This is a genomic window from Rhodococcus sp. WB1, assembly GCF_001700945.1.
Taxonomy (GTDB): domain Bacteria; phylum Actinomycetota; class Actinomycetes; order Mycobacteriales; family Mycobacteriaceae; genus Rhodococcus; species Rhodococcus aetherivorans.
Genome location: NZ_CP015529.1, coordinates 1917487 through 1934126 on the forward strand (window position 1 = coordinate 1917487; position 16640 = coordinate 1934126).

17 protein-coding genes are annotated in these 16640 nt (G+C 72.1%); 8 read left to right on the forward strand and 9 right to left on the reverse strand.

All coding sequences use genetic code 11. The features are described from left to right. The first annotated feature begins 18 nt into the window (after positions 1 to 18). Both A4U64_RS08575 and A4U64_RS08580 read left to right on the forward strand, forming a co-directional pair. Positions 19 to 225, forward strand: a complete 207-nt coding sequence (locus A4U64_RS08575; RefSeq protein ID WP_006933801.1) for a hypothetical protein — start codon at positions 19 to 21, stop codon at positions 223 to 225. Positions 226 to 324: 99 nt separating this feature from the next. Next, a complete protein-coding gene (locus A4U64_RS08580; RefSeq protein ID WP_043801740.1) occupies positions 325 to 1347 on the forward strand; it encodes an extracellular solute-binding protein in 1023 nt (340 codons plus the stop codon). An 83-nt stretch (positions 1348 to 1430) separates the two neighbouring features. Here the strand turns inward: A4U64_RS08580 and A4U64_RS08585 are convergent, their stop codons facing one another. From A4U64_RS08585 to A4U64_RS08610, 6 genes are all read right to left on the reverse strand, one after another. Next, a complete protein-coding gene (locus tag A4U64_RS08585; protein ID WP_065922451.1) occupies positions 1431 to 2315 on the reverse strand; it encodes a universal stress protein in 885 nt (294 codons plus the stop codon). Between the two features lie 72 nt (positions 2316 to 2387). Further along, positions 2388 to 3143: a sirohydrochlorin chelatase gene (locus A4U64_RS08590; RefSeq protein ID WP_029544357.1), complete on the reverse strand. Its 756-nt coding sequence runs from the start codon at positions 3141 to 3143 to the stop codon at positions 2388 to 2390. Beyond that, positions 3140 to 4441, reverse strand: a complete 1302-nt coding sequence (locus A4U64_RS08595) for a sulfate adenylyltransferase subunit 1 (RefSeq protein WP_065922452.1) — start codon at positions 4439 to 4441, stop codon at positions 3140 to 3142. Before A4U64_RS08595 ends, A4U64_RS08590 begins: the two co-directional genes overlap by 4 nt. Before the next feature lie 2 nt (positions 4442 to 4443). After that, a complete protein-coding gene (gene cysD, locus A4U64_RS08600; protein WP_006933809.1) occupies positions 4444 to 5388 on the reverse strand; it encodes a sulfate adenylyltransferase subunit CysD in 945 nt (314 codons plus the stop codon). Then, complete coding sequence (locus A4U64_RS08605; RefSeq protein WP_006933811.1) at positions 5385 to 6122, reverse strand: phosphoadenylyl-sulfate reductase; 738 nt, start codon at positions 6120 to 6122, stop codon at positions 5385 to 5387. The genes cysD and A4U64_RS08605 overlap by 4 nt, the downstream gene beginning before the upstream one ends. Then, entirely contained in the window at positions 6119 to 7846 is a 1728-nt protein-coding gene (locus A4U64_RS08610) for a nitrite/sulfite reductase (RefSeq protein ID WP_006933822.1), read from the reverse strand. The genes A4U64_RS08605 and A4U64_RS08610 overlap by 4 nt, the downstream gene beginning before the upstream one ends. 383 nt (positions 7847 to 8229) lie before the next feature. On the opposite strand from A4U64_RS08610, the gene hemW reads away from it, so the two are divergent. Further along, positions 8230 to 9432 carry a radical SAM family heme chaperone HemW gene (hemW, locus tag A4U64_RS08615; protein ID WP_065922453.1) on the forward strand — a complete coding sequence of 401 codons (1203 nt, stop codon included), beginning with the start codon at positions 8230 to 8232 and terminating at the stop codon, positions 9430 to 9432. A gap of 139 nt (positions 9433 to 9571) precedes the next feature. Here the strand turns inward: hemW and A4U64_RS08620 are convergent, their stop codons facing one another. Beyond that, positions 9572 to 9907, reverse strand: coding sequence for a type II toxin-antitoxin system VapB family antitoxin (locus A4U64_RS08620; RefSeq protein WP_006933828.1), 336 nt, complete (start codon positions 9905 to 9907; stop codon positions 9572 to 9574). 149 nt (positions 9908 to 10056) lie between these two features. On the opposite strand from A4U64_RS08620, the gene hrcA reads away from it, so the two are divergent. The 3 genes from hrcA (at position 10057) to A4U64_RS08635 (ending at position 13092) form a co-directional block, all read left to right on the forward strand. Then, on the forward strand, positions 10057 to 11100 hold the full coding sequence (hrcA, locus tag A4U64_RS08625) for a heat-inducible transcriptional repressor HrcA (RefSeq protein WP_065922454.1): 1044 nt from the start codon (positions 10057 to 10059) through the stop codon (positions 11098 to 11100). A gap of 71 nt (positions 11101 to 11171) precedes the next feature. Next, positions 11172 to 12320 (forward strand): molecular chaperone DnaJ, encoded by a 1149-nt coding sequence (dnaJ, locus tag A4U64_RS08630; protein ID WP_006933832.1) that lies wholly within the window; start codon positions 11172 to 11174, stop codon positions 12318 to 12320. A 10-nt stretch (positions 12321 to 12330) separates the two neighbouring features. After that, the gene (locus A4U64_RS08635) at positions 12331 to 13092 is read left to right on the forward strand and encodes a 16S rRNA (uracil(1498)-N(3))-methyltransferase (protein ID WP_006933834.1); all 762 of its coding nucleotides are present in this window, start codon (positions 12331 to 12333) and stop codon (positions 13090 to 13092) included. A 79-nt stretch (positions 13093 to 13171) separates the two neighbouring features. Here A4U64_RS08635 and A4U64_RS08640 read toward each other — a convergent pair whose 3' ends face one another. Then, positions 13172 to 13354 (reverse strand): hypothetical protein, encoded by a 183-nt coding sequence (locus A4U64_RS08640; RefSeq protein ID WP_029544346.1) that lies wholly within the window; start codon positions 13352 to 13354, stop codon positions 13172 to 13174. A 57-nt stretch (positions 13355 to 13411) separates the two neighbouring features. Here A4U64_RS08640 and A4U64_RS08645 point away from each other — a divergent pair, with 57 nt between their 5' ends. Beyond that, entirely contained in the window at positions 13412 to 14203 is a 792-nt protein-coding gene (locus A4U64_RS08645; RefSeq protein WP_029544344.1) for an alpha/beta hydrolase family protein, read from the forward strand. A 4-nt stretch (positions 14204 to 14207) separates the two neighbouring features. Here the strand turns inward: A4U64_RS08645 and A4U64_RS08650 are convergent, their stop codons facing one another. Further along, positions 14208 to 15782: an MFS transporter gene (locus tag A4U64_RS08650; RefSeq protein WP_065922455.1), complete on the reverse strand. Its 1575-nt coding sequence runs from the start codon at positions 15780 to 15782 to the stop codon at positions 14208 to 14210. A gap of 127 nt (positions 15783 to 15909) precedes the next feature. On the opposite strand from A4U64_RS08650, the gene A4U64_RS08655 reads away from it, so the two are divergent. After that, positions 15910 to 16584, forward strand: coding sequence for a TetR/AcrR family transcriptional regulator (locus tag A4U64_RS08655; protein WP_006943880.1), 675 nt, complete (start codon positions 15910 to 15912; stop codon positions 16582 to 16584). Positions 16585 to 16640: the final 56 nt, after the last annotated feature.

A 16640-nucleotide genomic window follows, 5' to 3' on the forward strand; every position in this document is an offset into this window, starting at 1 on the left:
GACGACTAGGGTGGGGGCGTGGATCGGGTGGCATCGTGGTGGGACGGCTTCGAGTTGTGGCTGGCCGGCCTTCCCTTCGTCCCGCAGGTCGCGCTGGTGCTGGTCGTCATGGTGCCGTTGTGCGCCGGCGTGGCCTGGCTGCTCGACCGCGCCCTCGCGGGCGTGCTCGCGGCCGTCGGACGCAGAGAGCCGGCCGCGTCCGAACGGAAGACGGAGGATCGCTGACATGCCACGCTCGCGCGTGACCCTGGCCCTGCTGGCCCTGCTCGTTCTCGTCGTCGTGGCCTGGCTGCTGACCCGCTGACCCTGCGCCGGAGGTACGTCGTGAAATCTCGTCCGGGCCGGCGCGTCGCGGCGCTCGCCTCGATCGCGGCCGTCGTGCTCACCGCGTGTTCGGCCGGCTCCGGCGATCGCGGCGACGCGGCCGAGGCCGCCTCCGGGCCCACCGTCGACCTGTACGCCCACGAGGGTGCCCGGGCGGCGCTGGACACGGTGATCGCCGCGTTCGGCGCCACCGAGGCCGGCGAGGACGTCCGGTTCGACGTCGCGTCCGGTCCGTCCGCGCAGCAGGCCGTCGCCGTCGTGGACGGCGCCTCGGCCGATTTCGTCACCTTCGCATCGGTGCCGGACCTGACCGGCCTCGTCGACGCGGGACTCGTCGACCCGGACTGGAACGCGGGAGCGTACCGGGGAGTCCCGTACGGGTCCGTCGTCACGATGGTCGTGCGGGAGGGCAATCCGCGGGGTGTGGCGGGCTGGGACGATCTGCTCGCGCCCGGTCTCGAGGTGATCACCCCCGACCCGTCGGCCTCCGGTGCGGCGAAGCTGAACCTGCTCGCCGCGTACGCCGCGACGAGCGACGGCGGTGCCGATCCGCAGGCGGGGCTGGACTACCTCGCCGCGCTCGTCGGTGACCACGTCGAAACCTCGCCCGCGAGCGGCGAAGAGGCCGTGGAGGCGTTCGTGCAGGGTGCCGGCGACGTGCTGCTCCTCTCGGAACAGGAGGCGTTGCGGCTCGAGCGCGACGGCGCCGCCGTCCGGCGTGTCCCCCTGACCACCACTCTCCGGATCGACAGCCCCGCCGCGGTGATCGACAACGCACCCGACGTGCGGGCGGCCCAGGAGTTCAACGACTTCCTCTACACCGGGGAGGCGCAACGGCTGTGGGCGGCGGCCGGATTCCGGCCCGCCGACCCGGGTGCCGCACGCGAGTTCGCCGACGACTTCCCGGCTCCCGAAAGACTGTGGACCGTCGAGGATCTCGGTGGCTGGAGCACGGTCGACGCCGAGCTGTTCCGGCCCGGTACCGGCAGCATCGCCGTGATCTACGCCGGCGCGGCGAACTAGGGCGACGGAGCCGGGGATCCGCGCGCCCTGCGGACTGCTGCGCTCGAAATTCCTTGCGCGACCGGAGGTCACGGCCGCATGCGTCACTCGCGGCAGATGAGTACCGGGCAGCGGGAGTGATGGAGCAGGCCCTGGCCGGTGGAGCCGAGCAGAGCCGACGCGATCGTGCTGCGACCGTGGCTGCCCACCGCGACGAGTTGCGCGTCGATGGAACGCTCGATGAGGGCCACCATCGCGCCGCGGCGCTCGAGCTCCGTCCGCAGCTCGACGTCGGGATACCGCTCGCGCCAGCCGGCCAGGCTCTCCGCGAGGTCGGCGACCTTCTGCTCCGCGTACGTCGTCCAGTCGACGAAGCGGGCGGACTCGTCGTAGCCCCGCAGGGTCGACTGCTCGGTCCATGCGTGCACGGCGATCAGCGGTGCGCCGAGGAACGACGCGAACTCGAACGCATGCTCGATCGCGGCGTTGCTCAACGCGCTGCCGTCGACGCCGACGACGACCGGCCGGGTGTCCACCTCCTCGTGGTCGCCCTCGCCCCGCCACGCCACGACCGGGCAACGGGCGTGGTTGGCGACGCGGACGACGTCGGAGCCGGCGAACATCGAGCGCAGTTCACCGGTCGTGGTGCGGCCCACCACCAGCAGGCGGGCGGTCTTCGACAGTTCGACGAGGGTCTTCGCCGGCGGTCCCGGCCGGCTGCTGCATTCGACCGTCACGTCCGTGCGGCCGTCGAGCGCCGCCCGGCGGGCGCGTTCGAGCAGCCGTTCGCTGTCGGCCTGCAGGAGCTTGGCGAACTCCTCCTTGGATCTGCCGCCGGTCGCGCTCGGCGCATCGGGCAGCACGTTGACGAGGTGCAGCGGCTCGCGGAAGATCCGGGCGGCAGATGCGGCCCAGTGGGCCGCGGAGAACGAGCCGTCCGAACCGTCGATGCCGACTACGATCCCGTGCCGAATCGGTGCTGTGGCCATGACGATGCCTCCTTGCCTCGACTCCAGTCTGTCCCGATAGGACCGGCGTGCGCCAGAGGCAATCGGTGGTTGTCAGGCGATGTGGCGCGCGGCGGTCCCGGCGTGCACGAGCGACTGCCGGTAGCGCTCGTCGATCACGAGCCCGACGGAATCGGAGGCCGCGAGGGTGGTGGCGCAGCTGACCTCGGGGAACGCCGCCCGGGCGGCGGCGACGGCGCGGTCCCACAGCAGGCCGGGGGCGAGCATCCACGGCGCGAGCACGAGGGTGGTGGCGCCGGCGGCGCGCAGGGCCGCCAGGGCGTCGACGACGGTCGGTGCCGCGGCGGTGGCGAAGCACGTCCGGCCCCACGCCCACGATGTGCCCCGCAGCAGGCGCGGGGTGATCGCGTCGGTGGCGGCGTTGGCGTCGTGGCGGCGGGATCCGACCGCGCACAGCGCGACGCCCACCGTCGGGTCGGTCCGGGAGACACCGGTGGCGGCGATCGCCTCGCGGGCCGCCGCGACGAGACGGTCGTCGGCGCCGAGGACGTCCGCCTGGATCACGTCGAGAAGCGGGTGCCGGGCGCGGGCCTCGGCGAGCAGCGCGGGCAGATCCACGCGGGCGTGGAAGGCGCTGCCCAGCAGCAACGGGACCACCACCACGCGGCGGTGTCCCTCGGCGGCGACGGCGTCGACGACCTGCCCCACCGACGGGGTGTTCAGGTCCAGGAACGCAAGCCGCACGTCCCGGCCCGGGTGGCGTTCCCGCAGCGCCGCGAGCACGGCAGCCATGGCGCGCGCCGAGCGCGGGTCACGGCTGCCGTGCGCGACGGCGACGAGCGGGATCATGCGGGGACGCGGTCCCCGAGTTCGATCTCGGCGAGGCTGTTGCCCACCAGGCCCGCCGCGAGGGTGTTGCCGCCCGCGGGATCGATGAGCAGGAAGCTGCCCGTGCGCCGGTTGACCTTGTAGTCGTCGGCCGCGATGGGCTCGGCGACCCGGACGGTGATGCGGGCGATCTCGTTGAGCTCGAGCGACTCGGGGGTGGGAACCGAGGTCAGGGTCTGCTCGTCGAAGCGCTCCTCGAGCGTCCCGACGATCGCCTGCGTCGTGCGGGTGCCGTGCTTGAGGAGCAGCCGGGCACCGGGCCGCAGCGGCTTCTCCGCCAGCCAGCACACCGTCGCCTCGAACTGGCCGATCGGTTCCGGGGCGGCGGCCGGGGCGGCGATGACGTCGCCGCGGGAGACGTCCACGTCATCCGCGAGGATCAGCGTGACGCTGCGGCCGGCGTGCGCGACGTCGAGCTCGCCGTCGGCGGTGTCGATCCGCTCGATCGTGGTCCGGGTGCCCGCGGGCAGGATCACGACCTCGTCGCCGGGACGGACACTGCCCGCCGCGACCTGTCCGGCGTAGCCGCGGTAGTCCGGGAACTCGGCGGTGCGGGGCCGGATCACGTACTGGACCGGGAACCGCAGCCCGATCTCGTGACGGCCGTGGACGTCGGCGTCGACCGGGACGGACTCGAGGTGCTCGATGAGCGTCGGACCGTCGTAGTACGGCGTGTTCTCCGAACGGACCGCGACGTTGTCCCCGTGCAGGGCGGAGACCGGGATCTCCTGCACGTCCTCCGGGGACCAGCCGAGCGACCGGGTCAGGGCGTTGAACTGGTCGCAGATGTCGGCGAACACGCGCGCCGGGTCGTCGACCAGGTCGATCTTGTTGACCGCCAGGACGAGCTTGGGCACGCCGAGCAGCGCGAGGACGGCGGCGTGCTTGCGGGTCTGCGCGATCACGCCCTTGCGGGCGTCGACGAGCAGCACCACGAGCTGGGCGGTGGACGCACCCGAGACGGTGTTGCGGGTGTACTGCACGTGTCCCGGGGTGTCCGCGAGCACGAAGCTGCGCCGGGGTGTGGCGAAGTAGCGGTACGCGACGTCGATGGTGATGCCCTGTTCGCGCTCGGCGCGCAGGCCGTCGACGAGCAGGGACAGGTCGGGGGTGTCGAGACCCTTGTCGACCGAGACGCGGGTGACCGCGTCGATCTGGTCGGCCAGCACGGACTTGGTGTCGTACAGCAGCCGGCCCACGAGGGTGGACTTGCCGTCGTCGACGCTGCCGGCGGTGGCGAGTCGAAGGAGGTCGCTCATGATCAGAAATATCCCTCTCGCTTGCGGTCCTCCATGGCCGCTTCGGAAACGCGGTCGTCGCCGCGGGTCGCCCCGCGCTCGGTGAGCCGCGACGCGGCGACCTCGGCGAGGATCGCCTCGTTGTCGGCGGCCTCGGACAGGATCGCGCCGGTGGTGGAGCCGTCGCCGACCGTGCGGTAGCGCACCGACCGGACCTCGAGTTCCTCACCCTCGGCCGGGCCGCCCCAGACGCCGGGCGTCATCCACATGCCGTCGCGCCGGTACACCGGGCGCTGGTGGGCGTAGTAGATGCCGGCGAGTTCGACGTTGTCCCGGGCGATGTACCGCCAGATGTCGAGCTCGGTGAAGTTGCTCAGCGGGAAGACCCGCACGTGCTCGCCGGGGGCGTGCCGGCCGTTGTACAGGTTCCACAGCTCGGGCCGCTGCCGCTTGGGATCCCACTGGCCGAAGGCGTTGCGCAGCGAGAAGATCCGCTCCTTGGCGCGGGAGCGCTCCTCGTCGCGGCGGCCGCCGCCGAACACCGCGTCGAAGCGGTTCTCGGCGATGGCGTCGAGCAGCGGCACCGTCTGCAGCGGATTGCGGATCCCGTCGGGCCGCTCGGTGAGGCGGCCGTCGGCGAGGTAGTCCTCGACCTTCGCCACGTGCAGCCGCAGCCCGTACTTCTCGACGACGTGGTCGCGGAACTCGAGGACCTCGGGAAGGTTGTGCCCGGTGTCGACGTGCAGCAGCGCGAACGGCAGCGGCGCGGGCCAGAAGGCCTTGAGCGCCAGATGCAGCAGGACCGTCGAGTCCTTGCCGCCCGAGAACAGGATCACCGGGCGCTCGAATTCGCCGGCGACCTCGCGGAAGACGTGGATCGCTTCGGACTCGAGCGCGTCGAGGGTGTCGAACCTGTCGCCGTCCGACTTGCGCCGGGATTCGGAGAAATTCGTGTCGATGAGTGTCATGAGGCGTGCAACCCGCATTCGATCTTGGCTCGGCCGGCCCACCGTCCGCTGCGCGGATCGGCTCCGGGTAGTGGTTTGGCGGTGCAGGGGGCGCACCCGATGGACGGATAGCCCTCGTCGACCAGGGGATTGACGAGGATCCCGTGCTCGTCGATGTAGTTCTGCATGTCCTCGTCGGACCACGCGGCGATCGGGTTGATCTTCACCAGCCCGAAGGCATCGTCGAAGGAGATCAGCGGGGCGTTGGCCCGGGTGGGGGCCTCCACCCGGCGGATGCCGGTGACCCACGCCTGATAGCCCTTCAGGGTCTCCTTCAGCGGCACCACCTTCCGCAGGCGGCAGCACTCGTTGGGGTCCCGCGCGAACAGATCCTTGCCGAGCAGTGCGTCCTGCTCGGCCACCGTCTGCTGCGCCTTGGCCTCGACCAGGTTGACGCCGTACACCTGCGCCACGGCGTCACGGGTGCCGAGGGTCTCCGCGAAGTGGTAACCGGTGTCGAGGAACAGCACGTCCACGCCGGGATGCACCTGCGCCGCGAGGTGCACGAGCACCCCGTCCTGCATGTTCGACGCCACGATGTACGAGTCGCCGAAGTTCTCCTCGGTCCACTGCAGCAGTTCCCGCGCCGAGGCGCCGTCAAGAGTGGCCGCCCCCTGCGCGGCCAGCTCCCTCAGTTCCTCCGTTGTCCGTGTCGTGGTCACGTTCCGTCCTTCGATCGTCTGCTCCCCGGTCATCGCAAATCGGCCTCGTCCGCGCGCAGCACCCACTGCGAGAAGCGTTCTCCCGCAGTGCGGTGCTTGACGAAGTTGCGCACCACGCGCTCGATGTAGTCGCCCATCTCGGCGCTGGTCACCTTGTGCTGGCGCAGCTTGCGGCCGAACGCGGCATCCATGCCGAGCGTCCCGCCGAGGTGCACCTGGAAACCCTCCACCTGGTTGCCGTCCCCGTCGTCGACGAGCTGGCCCTTGAAGCCGATGTCGGCGACCTGCGAACGCGCGCACGAGTTGGGGCAGCCGTTGATGTTGATCGTCACCGGAACGTCCAGCTGGGCGTTGATGTCGGCGAGGCGCTGCTCGAGCTCGGGCACCAGCGCCTGCGAGCGCTTGCGGGTCTCGACGAACGAGAGCTTGCAGAACTCGATGCCCGTGCAGGCCATCAGGTTCTTGCGCCACGGCGTCGGGTTCGCGGGCAGGCCCAGTTCGCCGAGGTCGGCGATCAGCTGATCTACCTTCTCGTCGGCGACGTCGAGCACGATGAGCTTCTGGTACGGCGTGAAGCGGATGCGATCGGATCCGGCCTTCTCGGCCGCGTCGGCGACGGCGGCGAGGATCGTGCCGGAGACCCGACCCGCGATGGGGGCGACGCCGACCGCGTTGAGCCCGTTGCGCAGCTTCTGCACGCCCACGTGGTCGATCGGGCGCGCCGGCTTCTCCGGCGCGGGTCCGTCCAGCAGCGGCCGCTTCAGGTATTCCGTTTCGAGAACGTCCCGGAACTTCTCGACGCCCCAGTCCTTGATCAGGAACTTCAGCCGCGCCTTCGAGCGCAGGCGGCGGTAGCCGTAGTCGCGGAAGACCGACACGACGGCCTCCCACACGTCGGGCACCTCGGCGAGCGGGATCCACGCGCCGACCCGTTGCGCCAGCATCGGATTCGTCGACAGGCCGCCGCCGACCCACAGGTCGAAGCCGGGGCCGTGCTCGGGGTGGTTCACGCCGACGAACGCGACGTCGTTGATCTCGTGCACCACGTCCTGCTGACCGGAGATCGCGGTCTTGAACTTGCGCGGCAGGTTCGAGTACTTCGGGTCGCCGATGTAGCGGCGGACGATCTCCTCGACCGCCGGTGTGCCGTCGATGATCTCGTCGAGGGACTCGCCGGCGAGGGGGGAACCGAGCACCACGCGGGGGCAGTCGCCGCACGCCTCGGTGGTCTTCAGGCCGACGGATTCGAGACGGCGCCAGATCTCCGGGACGTTCTCGACCTCGATCCAGTGGTACTGGACGTTCTCGCGGTCCGACAGGTCGGCGGTGTCGCGAGCGAACTCGGTCGAGATCCCCGCGATCGTGCGCAACTGCGCGAGGTTCAGGGCGCCGCCGTCGCAGCGCACCCGCATCATGAAGTACTTCGCCTCGAGCAGATCGATGTTCTCGTCGCCGGTGTAGGTGCCGTCGTAGCCCTGTTCGCGCTGCGTGTACAGGCCCCACCAGCGGAAGCGGTTGCGCAGGTCGCTCCGGTCGATTCCGTCGAATCCCGTGTGCGCGTAGATGTCTTCGATGCGCCGGCGCACGTTGAGCGGGTTGTCGTCCTTCTTGACCTGCTCGTTGGGGTTGAGCGGCTCACGGTAGCCGAGGGCCCACTGGCCCTCCGCGCGCTGCTTGGCGGGCCGGGCCGGGCGGCGGCGGGCCGCGGCGGTTTCGGTCGTATCGCCGGCGGGGGAGACGTCGGTGGTCGACGACATACGGGTACTCCTGGAGTTCGCGAGGGACCGGATCGGGATCGGCAGGGTGGGCTGAGCCCGGCGCGGACATGCCTCGACCCGGCGGGAAGCGGGGGCTGCCGGGGGTGGGGCCGACTATCGACAGTCGGCGCAGAAACCGGCGGTGCAGGACAGACACCGCGATGCACAGACACGCTTGAGGTCGACGTGGCGTCGCGCCACGAGTCGCACTCCGGGTCCGGTCATGCGGACCATTGTGCCATGTCACGGGCCTGTTCTCGAAACGTGGCGGCATTTACGCCGAATTTCGGGGAAATGCCGAGGTGACAGCGCCGGGCCGGGGTGGCGTGTCCGGGCCGTGTCCGGGCGGCGGGCTCCGGTCGGCCTTCTGGAACACTGGGGGAGTGAGTGGAACCAATGTCGGAGTCGGAGCAGGGTTCGAATTGCCGGCCTCGGCCCTCGCCGGTGTCGGTTCCCGCCCGTTCGGCGTGTACGTGCACGTCCCGTTCTGCGCGAGCCGCTGCGGCTATTGCGACTTCAACACCTACACCGCCGGAGAGCTCGGCACGTCCGCGTCTCCGCAGTCGTGGCTCGAGGGGTTGCGCAGCGAGCTCGACATCGCGGCGCGACTGCTCGGCGCCCCGGCGGCGCAGACCGTCTTCGTCGGCGGTGGCACCCCGTCGCTGCTCGGTGCCGACGGCCTGTCGCAGGTGCTCGCGGCGGTCCGGTCGAGCTTCGGCCTCGCCCCGGGCGCGGAGGTGACGACGGAGTCCAACCCGGAATCGACGTCGCCGGAGTTCTTCGACGGCATCCGCGGGGCCGGTTACACCCGCGTGTCGCTGGGCATGCAGTCCGCCGCCCCGCACGTGCTCGCGGTGCTCGACCGCACGCACACCCCGGGCCGGGCCGTCGCGGCCGCGGGCGAGGCGCGGGCCGCCGGATTCGACCACGTCAACCTGGACCTGATCTACGGCACCCCCGGCGAGCGGGACGAGGACCTCGACGCGTCCCTCGACGCCGTGCTCGCTGCGGACGTCGATCATGTCTCGGCGTACGCGCTGATCGTCGAGGACGGCACCGCGCTCGCCCGCCGGGTGCGCAGGGGCGAACTGCCGGCCCCCGACGACGACGTGCTCGCGGCCCGCTACGAGCGCATCGACGCGCGGCTCGAGGCCGCCGGCCTGACCTGGTACGAGGTGTCGAACTGGGCGCGCGCCGACGATCCGTCGGCGCGGTGCGCCCACAACCTCGGCTACTGGGACGGCGGCGACTGGTGGGGGGCCGGGCCGGGCGCGCACAGCCACGTCGGCGGCGTCCGCTGGTGGAACGTCAAGCACCCGGCGCGCTACGCGGACGCGCTCGCCGCCGGCGGGCTCCCGGTCGGGGGCAGCGAACTGCTCACCGCCGGTGACGTCCACACCGAACGGGTGATGCTCGAGGTGCGGCTGCGCACCGGCCTGCCGCTGGACGTGCTCGCCCCCGAGGAACGACGCGCCGCCGAGACCGTCGTCGCGGACGGCCTCGCCGACCTGCGCGCCGGCCGGCTGGTGCTCACCGATCGCGGCCGGCTCCTCGCCGACGCGGTGGTGCGCGCGATCCTGACCTGACCGCGCAGCCGCCCGGCGCCCTCACCGCGCAGCGGTGCGATGTCCTGACCGCGCAGCGGTGCGATGTCCCGACCGCGCAGCGGTGCGATGTCCCGGCCGCGCAGCGGTGCGATGTCCCGGCCGCGCAGCGGTGCGATATCTACGCCTCGGTGGTGTCGGCGTCCGGGGCGTGAGGGAACAGGGCGTCGTAGTCGAACACTCGCGCATGCAGGACGGTGCGGTTGCGCAGCGCCGAGCGCACGGCCCGGTGCAGGCCGTCCTCGAGGTACAGCACACCCTTCCACTGGACCGCGTGCGGGAAGAGGTCGCCGTAGAAGGTGGAGTCCTCCGACAGCAGCCGGTCGAGCTCGAGCACCTTCGTGGTGGTGACGATCTGGTCGAGCCGCACCTGCCGGGGCGGGATCTGCGCCCAGTCGCGCAGCGAGAGCCCGTGGTCGGGATACGGCTTGCCGTCCCGGACGCCCTTGAAAATCATGGCACCAACTTACGACGCCTCGCCGGCGGGCGCCGTCCCGCTCGCCGTCCGGGACCGGCGACTAAACTGGAGCGAAACGGCACGCAGTGCACCGTCCTGCGGTGGTGCGTGCCGTTCCGGGTGCGACAGCAGAGACGGAGGTGGGCGGGATGTCGAGCACCGAGGAACGGCGCTTCCAGGTGTTGCGAGCGATCGTGGCCGATTACGTGTCCACCAAGGAACCCATCGGTTCGAAGACGCTCGTCGAGCGCCACAACCTGGGCGTATCCAGCGCGACGGTCCGCAACGACATGGCCGTGCTCGAGGCCGAGGGGTACATCACCCAGCCGCACACCAGCTCCGGCCGGGTTCCCACGGACAAGGGCTACCGCCAGTTCGTCGACCGGATCGCCGACGTCAAGCCCCTCTCGGGGGCCGAGCGCCGGGCGATCCTGCAGTTCCTCGAGTCGGGTGTGGACCTCGACGACGTGCTGCGGCGCGGCGTCCGGCTGCTGGCGCAGCTGACCCGGCAGGTGGCGGTGGTGCAGTACCCCACGCTGTCGGCTTCGTCGGTCCGCCACCTCGAGGTGGTCGCGTTGACCCCCGCCCGGTTGCTGCTGGTGCTCATCACCGACTCCGGCCGGGTGGACCAGCGCATCGTCGAGCTCGGTGACGTCCTCGGCGAGGAGGACCTGTCGCGGCTGCGGGACCTGCTCGGTGCCGCGCTGACCGGTAAGCGGCTCGCCGCGGCGTCGATCGCGGTGAGCGAGCTGGCCGAGGACGCGCCCGACGAGCTGTGCGATGCGGTCATCCGCTGCGCCACCGTGCTGGTGGAAACCCTCGTCGAGCATCCCGAGGAGCGGCTCGTGCTCGGCGGCACGGCGAACCTGACGCGTAACGCCGCCGACTTCGACCCGCACGCCGGCTTCCCCGGCTCGCTGCGTACCGTGCTCGAGGCGCTCGAGGAGCAGGTGGTGGTCCTCAAGCTGCTGGCGGCGACGCAGGACGCCGGCCGCGTGACGGTGCGGATCGGCGAGGAAACCCAGGTCGAGCAGATGCGCGGCACGTCCGTGGTGTCCACCGGGTACGGTGCCGCGGGCACCGTCTTCGGCGGCCTCGGTGTGCTCGGCCCCACCCGGATGGACTACCCGGGGACCATTGCGTCGGTGGCTGCGGTCGCCCGCTATATCGGTGAGGTGCTCGGCGAACGCTGAGCGCCGGGCGGCGCGGACGGACCATCCGACGACACAACATCTGTGCGAATAGAGAAGGACGAAGAACTCACGTGGCACGGGACTACTACGGGACGCTCGGCGTGTCGAAGAACGCGACCGATCAGGAGATCAAGCGGGCGTATCGCAAGCTCGCGCGCGAGCACCACCCGGATGTGAACCCGGACGAGGCGGCGCAGAAGAGGTTCCAGGAGATCTCCACAGCGTACGAGGTGCTCTCCGACCCGGAGAAGCGGCGCATCGTCGACCTCGGCGGGGATCCGCTCGGGTCCGGGCCGGGGGCGGGCGGTGGCTTCTCCGGTGCCGGCTTCGGCGGCCTCGGCGACGTGTTCGAGGCGTTCTTCGGTGGCGGGGCCACCACGTCCCGCGGGCCCAGGGGCCGCGTTCAGCCCGGCGCGGACTCGCTGCTGCGCACCCGGCTGACGCTCGAGGAGTGCGCCACCGGTGTCAGCAAGCAGATCGCCGTGGAGACCGCGATCCTGTGCGACGGCTGCGCCGGGTCCGGTACCAACGGCGACTCCAAGCCCGTGCGCTGCGAGACGTGCGGCGGCGCCGGTGAGGTGCAGTCGGTGCAGCGCTCGTTCCTCGGCCAGGTGATGACCTCGCGGCCGTGCCCGACCTGCCGCGGCGCCGGCGAGACGATCCCGGACCCGTGCCGCAAGTGCGGCGGCGACGGCCGGGTGCGGGCCCGCCGCGAGATCACGGTCAAGGTGCCGGCCGGTGTCAGCAACGGCATGCGCATCCGGCTGGCCGCGCAGGGCGAGGTCGGCCCCGGCGGCGGCCCCGCCGGCGACCTGTACGTCGAGATCATCGAGCAGGCGCACGACGTGTTCGTGCGCGACGGCGACGACCTGCACTGCACGATCCGGATCCCGATGGTCGACGCGGCGCTGGGCACCACCGTCGTGCTCGACACCCTCATCGACGGACCCGCCGAGATCACCGTCGAACCCGGCACGCAGCCCGGGTCGGTGGCGGTGCTGCGGGGCCACGGCATGCCCAAACTGCGCTCCGGGGTGCGCGGGGACGTGCACGCCCACCTCGAGGTGGTGGTCCCGTCGAAGCTCGACGGCAAGCAGTCCAAGCTCCTCGAGGAGTTCCGTCGCAAGCGCGAGCACGAGGTGCCCGAGGTCGTCACCACCGGCTCGCAGCACGCCGGGGGCTTCTTCTCCCGGCTGCGCGACGCGTTCAGCGCGCGCTGAGGCCCGGGCGGTGGCCGCAACCCTGTTCTATCTCGATCCGCTGCCCGAGGCCGGGGCTGTCGCGGTCCTCGACGGCAAGGAGGGCCGCCATGCGGCGACGGTGCGGCGCATCGCGGTGGGTGAGCGCCTCGTCCTGTCGGACGGCCACGGCCACGTCGCCGACGTGGAGGTGACGGCCACCGCAAAGGACCGGCTCGAGGCCCGCGTCCTGGCTCGGCGCGAGGTCCCCGCACCGCGCCCGTGGGTCACCGTGGTGCAGGCGTTGCCGAAGTCCGATCGTTCCGAACTGGCCGTGGAGCTGGCGACGGAGGCGGGTGCCGACGCGTTCGTGCCGTGGCAGGCCGCGCGGTGCGTCGCCCGCTGGGACGGGCCGAAGGCGGCCAAGGGCGTCGCGCGATGGCAGGCCGTCGCGGTGGCGGCCGCGAAACAGTCCCGGCGCGCCCACGTTCCCGAGGTGGCGCCGGTCCAGCGGACCGCGGGCGTCGCCGAGGCCGTGCGCGCGACCGTCGCCCGCGGGGGTGTCGCGGCGGTCCTGCACGAGTCGGCAACCGAACCGTTCGCCGCGCTGCCGCTGGCCGACGTCCCCGAGCTGATGCTCGTGGTCGGGCCGGAGGGCGGCGTCGACGACGCCGAGATCGCGGCGCTGACGGCCGCGGGGGCCCGGCCGGTGCTGCTCGGGCCGACGGTGCTGCGAACGTCCACCGCCGCGGCCGTCGCGCTCGGAGCGGTGGGAGTGCTCACCGCACGGTGGAGCGCCCGGCCCGTCGAATGACCCGGGAACCGGCTCCGGAACGCGTTCGGAGGCTTCCGGTTCCGGGCTTTCCTGGGGATCTCGCCGCGCGGACCGCGCTTCACGGGGCCCGGCGGTCGAGCCGTACGGCCAGGCCGTCGAGCGGCGCACCCAGGCCTAGCTCGAACAGGTGGTCGAGGTCGAAGTCGTAGCCCTCCGCGGAGAGTGCGACGAGTGACCGGGCGAACGTCGGGTAGCTGCCGGAGCCGACGATCGCCTCCAGCGCGGGAAGCTGGTCGTCCACATGAGCCCCTGCGGCTCCCGCACGGTGCGCGGCTGCCGCTGCACTAGCGTGTCACGCATGTCCCGAACCCGTATCGCCTACGGTCCGCAGCCGCAGCAGTTCGGCCACCTGTACCTGCCGGACGCCGCGGATCCGGCCGGGCCCGTGCCCGTCGTGATGGTGGTCCACGGCGGCTTCTGGAGCGGGAAGTACCACCTCAACCTCGGCACGCCGCTGTCGCTCGAACTCGCTGCGCACGGTGTGGCGGCGTGGAACGTCGAGTACCGGCGGCTCGGCGCGGGCGGGCGGTGGCCGGAGATGTCCGCCGACGTCGTCGCGGCCCTCGACGCCGTCGCCACCGCGGTGGCCGAGCGGGCCCTGGCCGCGGGTGTCGAACTCGATCCGGCCCGGGTGCGGGTCGTCGGGCACTCGGCCGGCGGTCAGCTCGCCGTGTGGCTCGCGGGTCAGCGCACGCAGGTGCGCCCCGAACTCGTCGTCTCCCAGGCGGGTGCGCTCGACCTCGCGTCCGCGGGTGAACGCGGCCGGCGGATCGGGTACATCGAGGACCTGTTCGGTCAGCCCTACGACGCGGATCCGGAGTTGTACCGGTCGGCGTCGCCCCGGCACCGGGTGCCGATCGGTGTGCCGGTCGCTCTCGTGCACGGCACCGAGGACGCCCAGGTGCCGGTGAAGGTCGCCGAGCGCTATGCCGCGGCGGCGGTCGCCGCGGGCGATCCGGTGGAACTGCACGTCGTCGACGGGGAGGACCACTTCGCGTTCCTCGACAAGCGGACCCGCAGCTGGGCGCTGTCGCGCGACCTGCTGCTCGCCCCCGAACCGCTGGGCTCGGGGGCGCGCTCGGCGGGCTGAGCGCTCAGCCGCGGCGGGGCAGGACCGCGACGACGACGACGGCGCCGACGGCCAGGGCAAGGCCGCCGACGAGACTCGCCGACGTGATCGCCTGCGAGAAGGCGGAGGCCGATGCGTCGAGAAGCGGCTGGGCGTAGGAGGAGACGAACGGGTTCTTCGCCAGCTCCTCGGCGACGATCGCCGCACCGCCGACCGAATCGCCCGCCGCAGCGACGGCCGCGTCGGCTTGGGCGGCCATCGGCCCGTCGAGAGTCGCGAGCGGCAGTCCCGTGAGGAATCCGGAGATCTCGCGCTGGTAGGTGGTGGCCAGCACCGAGCCCAGCACGGCGATGCCGAGGGATCCGCCGAGCTCGACCGCGGTGTCGTTCAGGCCCCCTGCGGCGCCGAGGTCGGACTCGGGGAATCCGCTCATCACGAGGTCCGTGGCCGGGGGTGCGGCCAGCCCGATGCCGAGGCCGAGGAGCACGAGCGAGACGAGGAACAGCCCGTATCCGGAACCGTCGTCGACGAGGGCGAGAGCGAGGACGCCGGCCGCGGCGACGGCCGTTCCGGCACCGATCGCGACGCGGGCACCGAGGCGTGGGGCCAGCCGCCCGCTCACGGCCGATCCGATCGACACGGCCCCGGCCAGGGGGAGCAGGCGCAGACCGGTGTCGAGGGGGCTGTAGCCGAACACGAACTGGAAGTGCTGCGCCACGAAGTAGATCGCCCCGAACGACGCGAGGAAGAGCAGCAGCACGGACAGGCACGCGCCGCCGACGGAACGGTCGGTGACCCGCCCGAGGTCCAGCAGCGGCTGCGGGTGGCGCAGTTCCCAGGCGACGAACGCGGCACCGGCGAGGGCCGCGACCGCCACGGATCCGAGCGACGTTGCGTTCCAACCGAAGTGGAAGCCCTCGATGATGCCGAAGACCAGGGCGCCGACGGCCGCCACGGACAGGGCGCCGCCGGCCCAGTCGATACGGGTGAGGTGCTCGGCCCGGGACGGCGGCACCAGCGCGAGCGCCGCGACCGCGGCGAACGCCGCGATCGGCACGTTGATGAGGAAGGTCGAACCCCACGCGTGCTGTTCGAGCAGCCAGCCCGCGAGCAACGGGCCGAGCGCGATCGCCAGTCCGGAGGTCGCGGCCCAGGCGGCGATGGCGCGGGGCCGTTCCGAGGCCGGGAACATGGCGACGAGCAGGGACAGGGTTGCGGGCATGATCACCGCGGCGCCGACCCCCATGGTGATGCGGGCGACGATCACCTCGGTCGCGGTGCCGGCGAGGCTGCCGCACACGGCCCCCGCGGCGAAGACGGCCAGGCCGGCGAGGAGGGCGCGCCGCCGGCCGTAGCGGTCGCCGAGGACGCCGGCGAGCAGCATCAGCGCGGCGTAGGGGACGGTGTAGCCGTCGATCACCCACTGCATGTCGGTGCTGGTGAGCCGCAGTTCGCGCAGCATGCTCGGCGCCGCGACGATCAGCGCGGTGTTCGCCATCACGACGATCAGCAGGCTCAGGCAGAGCACGGCGAGGCCGGCCCACCGTCGCGGATACGGGCGGGTGGGATCTGCGGTCGAGCGGGTCAGGATCGAGGTCATCGGCGCTCCTCACGGGATGCGGGCATCGGCAGCGATTTGCACAACACTGTGCAAGTTAGAAATTTGCACAGTGTTGTGCAAGTAAAGTTGACGGACGTCACACCCGGCGGCGGAAGAAGGTGTCAGCGTGGCGGAACCGGTCCGGGGGCCGCGGCGGCGGACGAGCGGGAACCGAGCCCGGATCCTCGAGGCGGCGATGGGGTGTTTCGCCGCCGACCCGGACGCCAGCATGGACGACGTCGCGCAGGCCGCCGGCGTGGTGCGCCGCACCGTCTATGCCCACTTCCCGAACCGCGAGGCGCTCGTCGACGGCATCGCCGAGGAGGCGGCTGCCGCGCTCGCCGCCGCGGTCGACCGGCCGGACCCCGAGGAGCCCGACCTGGCGCTCGCCGCCGCGGCCCTGATGACCTGGCCCGTCGGTGACCGCTTCCGCGTGCTGCTGTCCTTCGCGCGCAAGGAGGTCGGCGACGAGCGCATCGGCGAACTCATCGCCCCGCTGCGCGCCCGCACCCTCGCGATCGTGGAGCGGGGCTGCCGGTCGGGGGTGTTCTCCGCCTACCTTCCGGCCGTCGTCCTCGTCGGGATGCTCGAGGGGCTCACCATGGCGACCCTCGAGCAGGCCAATCTCGGGGTGGTGCACGACGCCGGGGAGACCGTCGCCCTGGCCGCCCTCGTCCTCATGGGGGTCCCGCCGGAGCGGGCCGTCGACGTCGTCCAGCGGGCCCAGCGAGCGCAGCGGGATCGGCGCGCGGCGCACGGCCCGGGCGGCAATGCGGTGGGGCGCGGGGACGCCCGGCGCTAGACTGGCATCGTCACGACGCCCGTCGTGCGCGAGACGAACCGAAAGCAGGCCGTACC

Bases quoted from the DNA above. Each gene is read 5' to 3' on its own strand.
- A4U64_RS08590 (WP_029544357.1), bottom strand. From the start codon at position 3,143: ATGATCCCGCTCGTCGCCGTCGCGCACGGCAGCCGTGACCCGCGCTCG.
- A4U64_RS08605 (WP_006933811.1), bottom strand. From the start codon at position 6,122: ATGACCGGGGAGCAGACGATCGAAGGACGGAACGTGACCACGACACGG.
- A4U64_RS08610 (WP_006933822.1), bottom strand. From the start codon at position 7,846: ATGTCGTCGACCACCGACGTCTCCCCCGCCGGCGATACGACCGAAACC.
- A4U64_RS08585 (WP_065922451.1), bottom strand. From the start codon at position 2,315: ATGGCCACAGCACCGATTCGGCACGGGATCGTAGTCGGCATCGACGGT.
- A4U64_RS08595 (WP_065922452.1), bottom strand. From the start codon at position 4,441: ATGAGCGACCTCCTTCGACTCGCCACCGCCGGCAGCGTCGACGACGGC.
- A4U64_RS08645 (WP_029544344.1), top strand. From the start codon at position 13,412: ATGTCCCGAACCCGTATCGCCTACGGTCCGCAGCCGCAGCAGTTCGGC.
- A4U64_RS08650 (WP_065922455.1), bottom strand. From the start codon at position 15,782: ATGACCTCGATCCTGACCCGCTCGACCGCAGATCCCACCCGCCCGTAT.
- cysD (WP_006933809.1), bottom strand. From the start codon at position 5,388: ATGACACTCATCGACACGAATTTCTCCGAATCCCGGCGCAAGTCGGAC.
- hrcA (WP_065922454.1), top strand. From the start codon at position 10,057: ATGTCGAGCACCGAGGAACGGCGCTTCCAGGTGTTGCGAGCGATCGTG.
- A4U64_RS08620 (WP_006933828.1), bottom strand. From the start codon at position 9,907: ATGATTTTCAAGGGCGTCCGGGACGGCAAGCCGTATCCCGACCACGGG.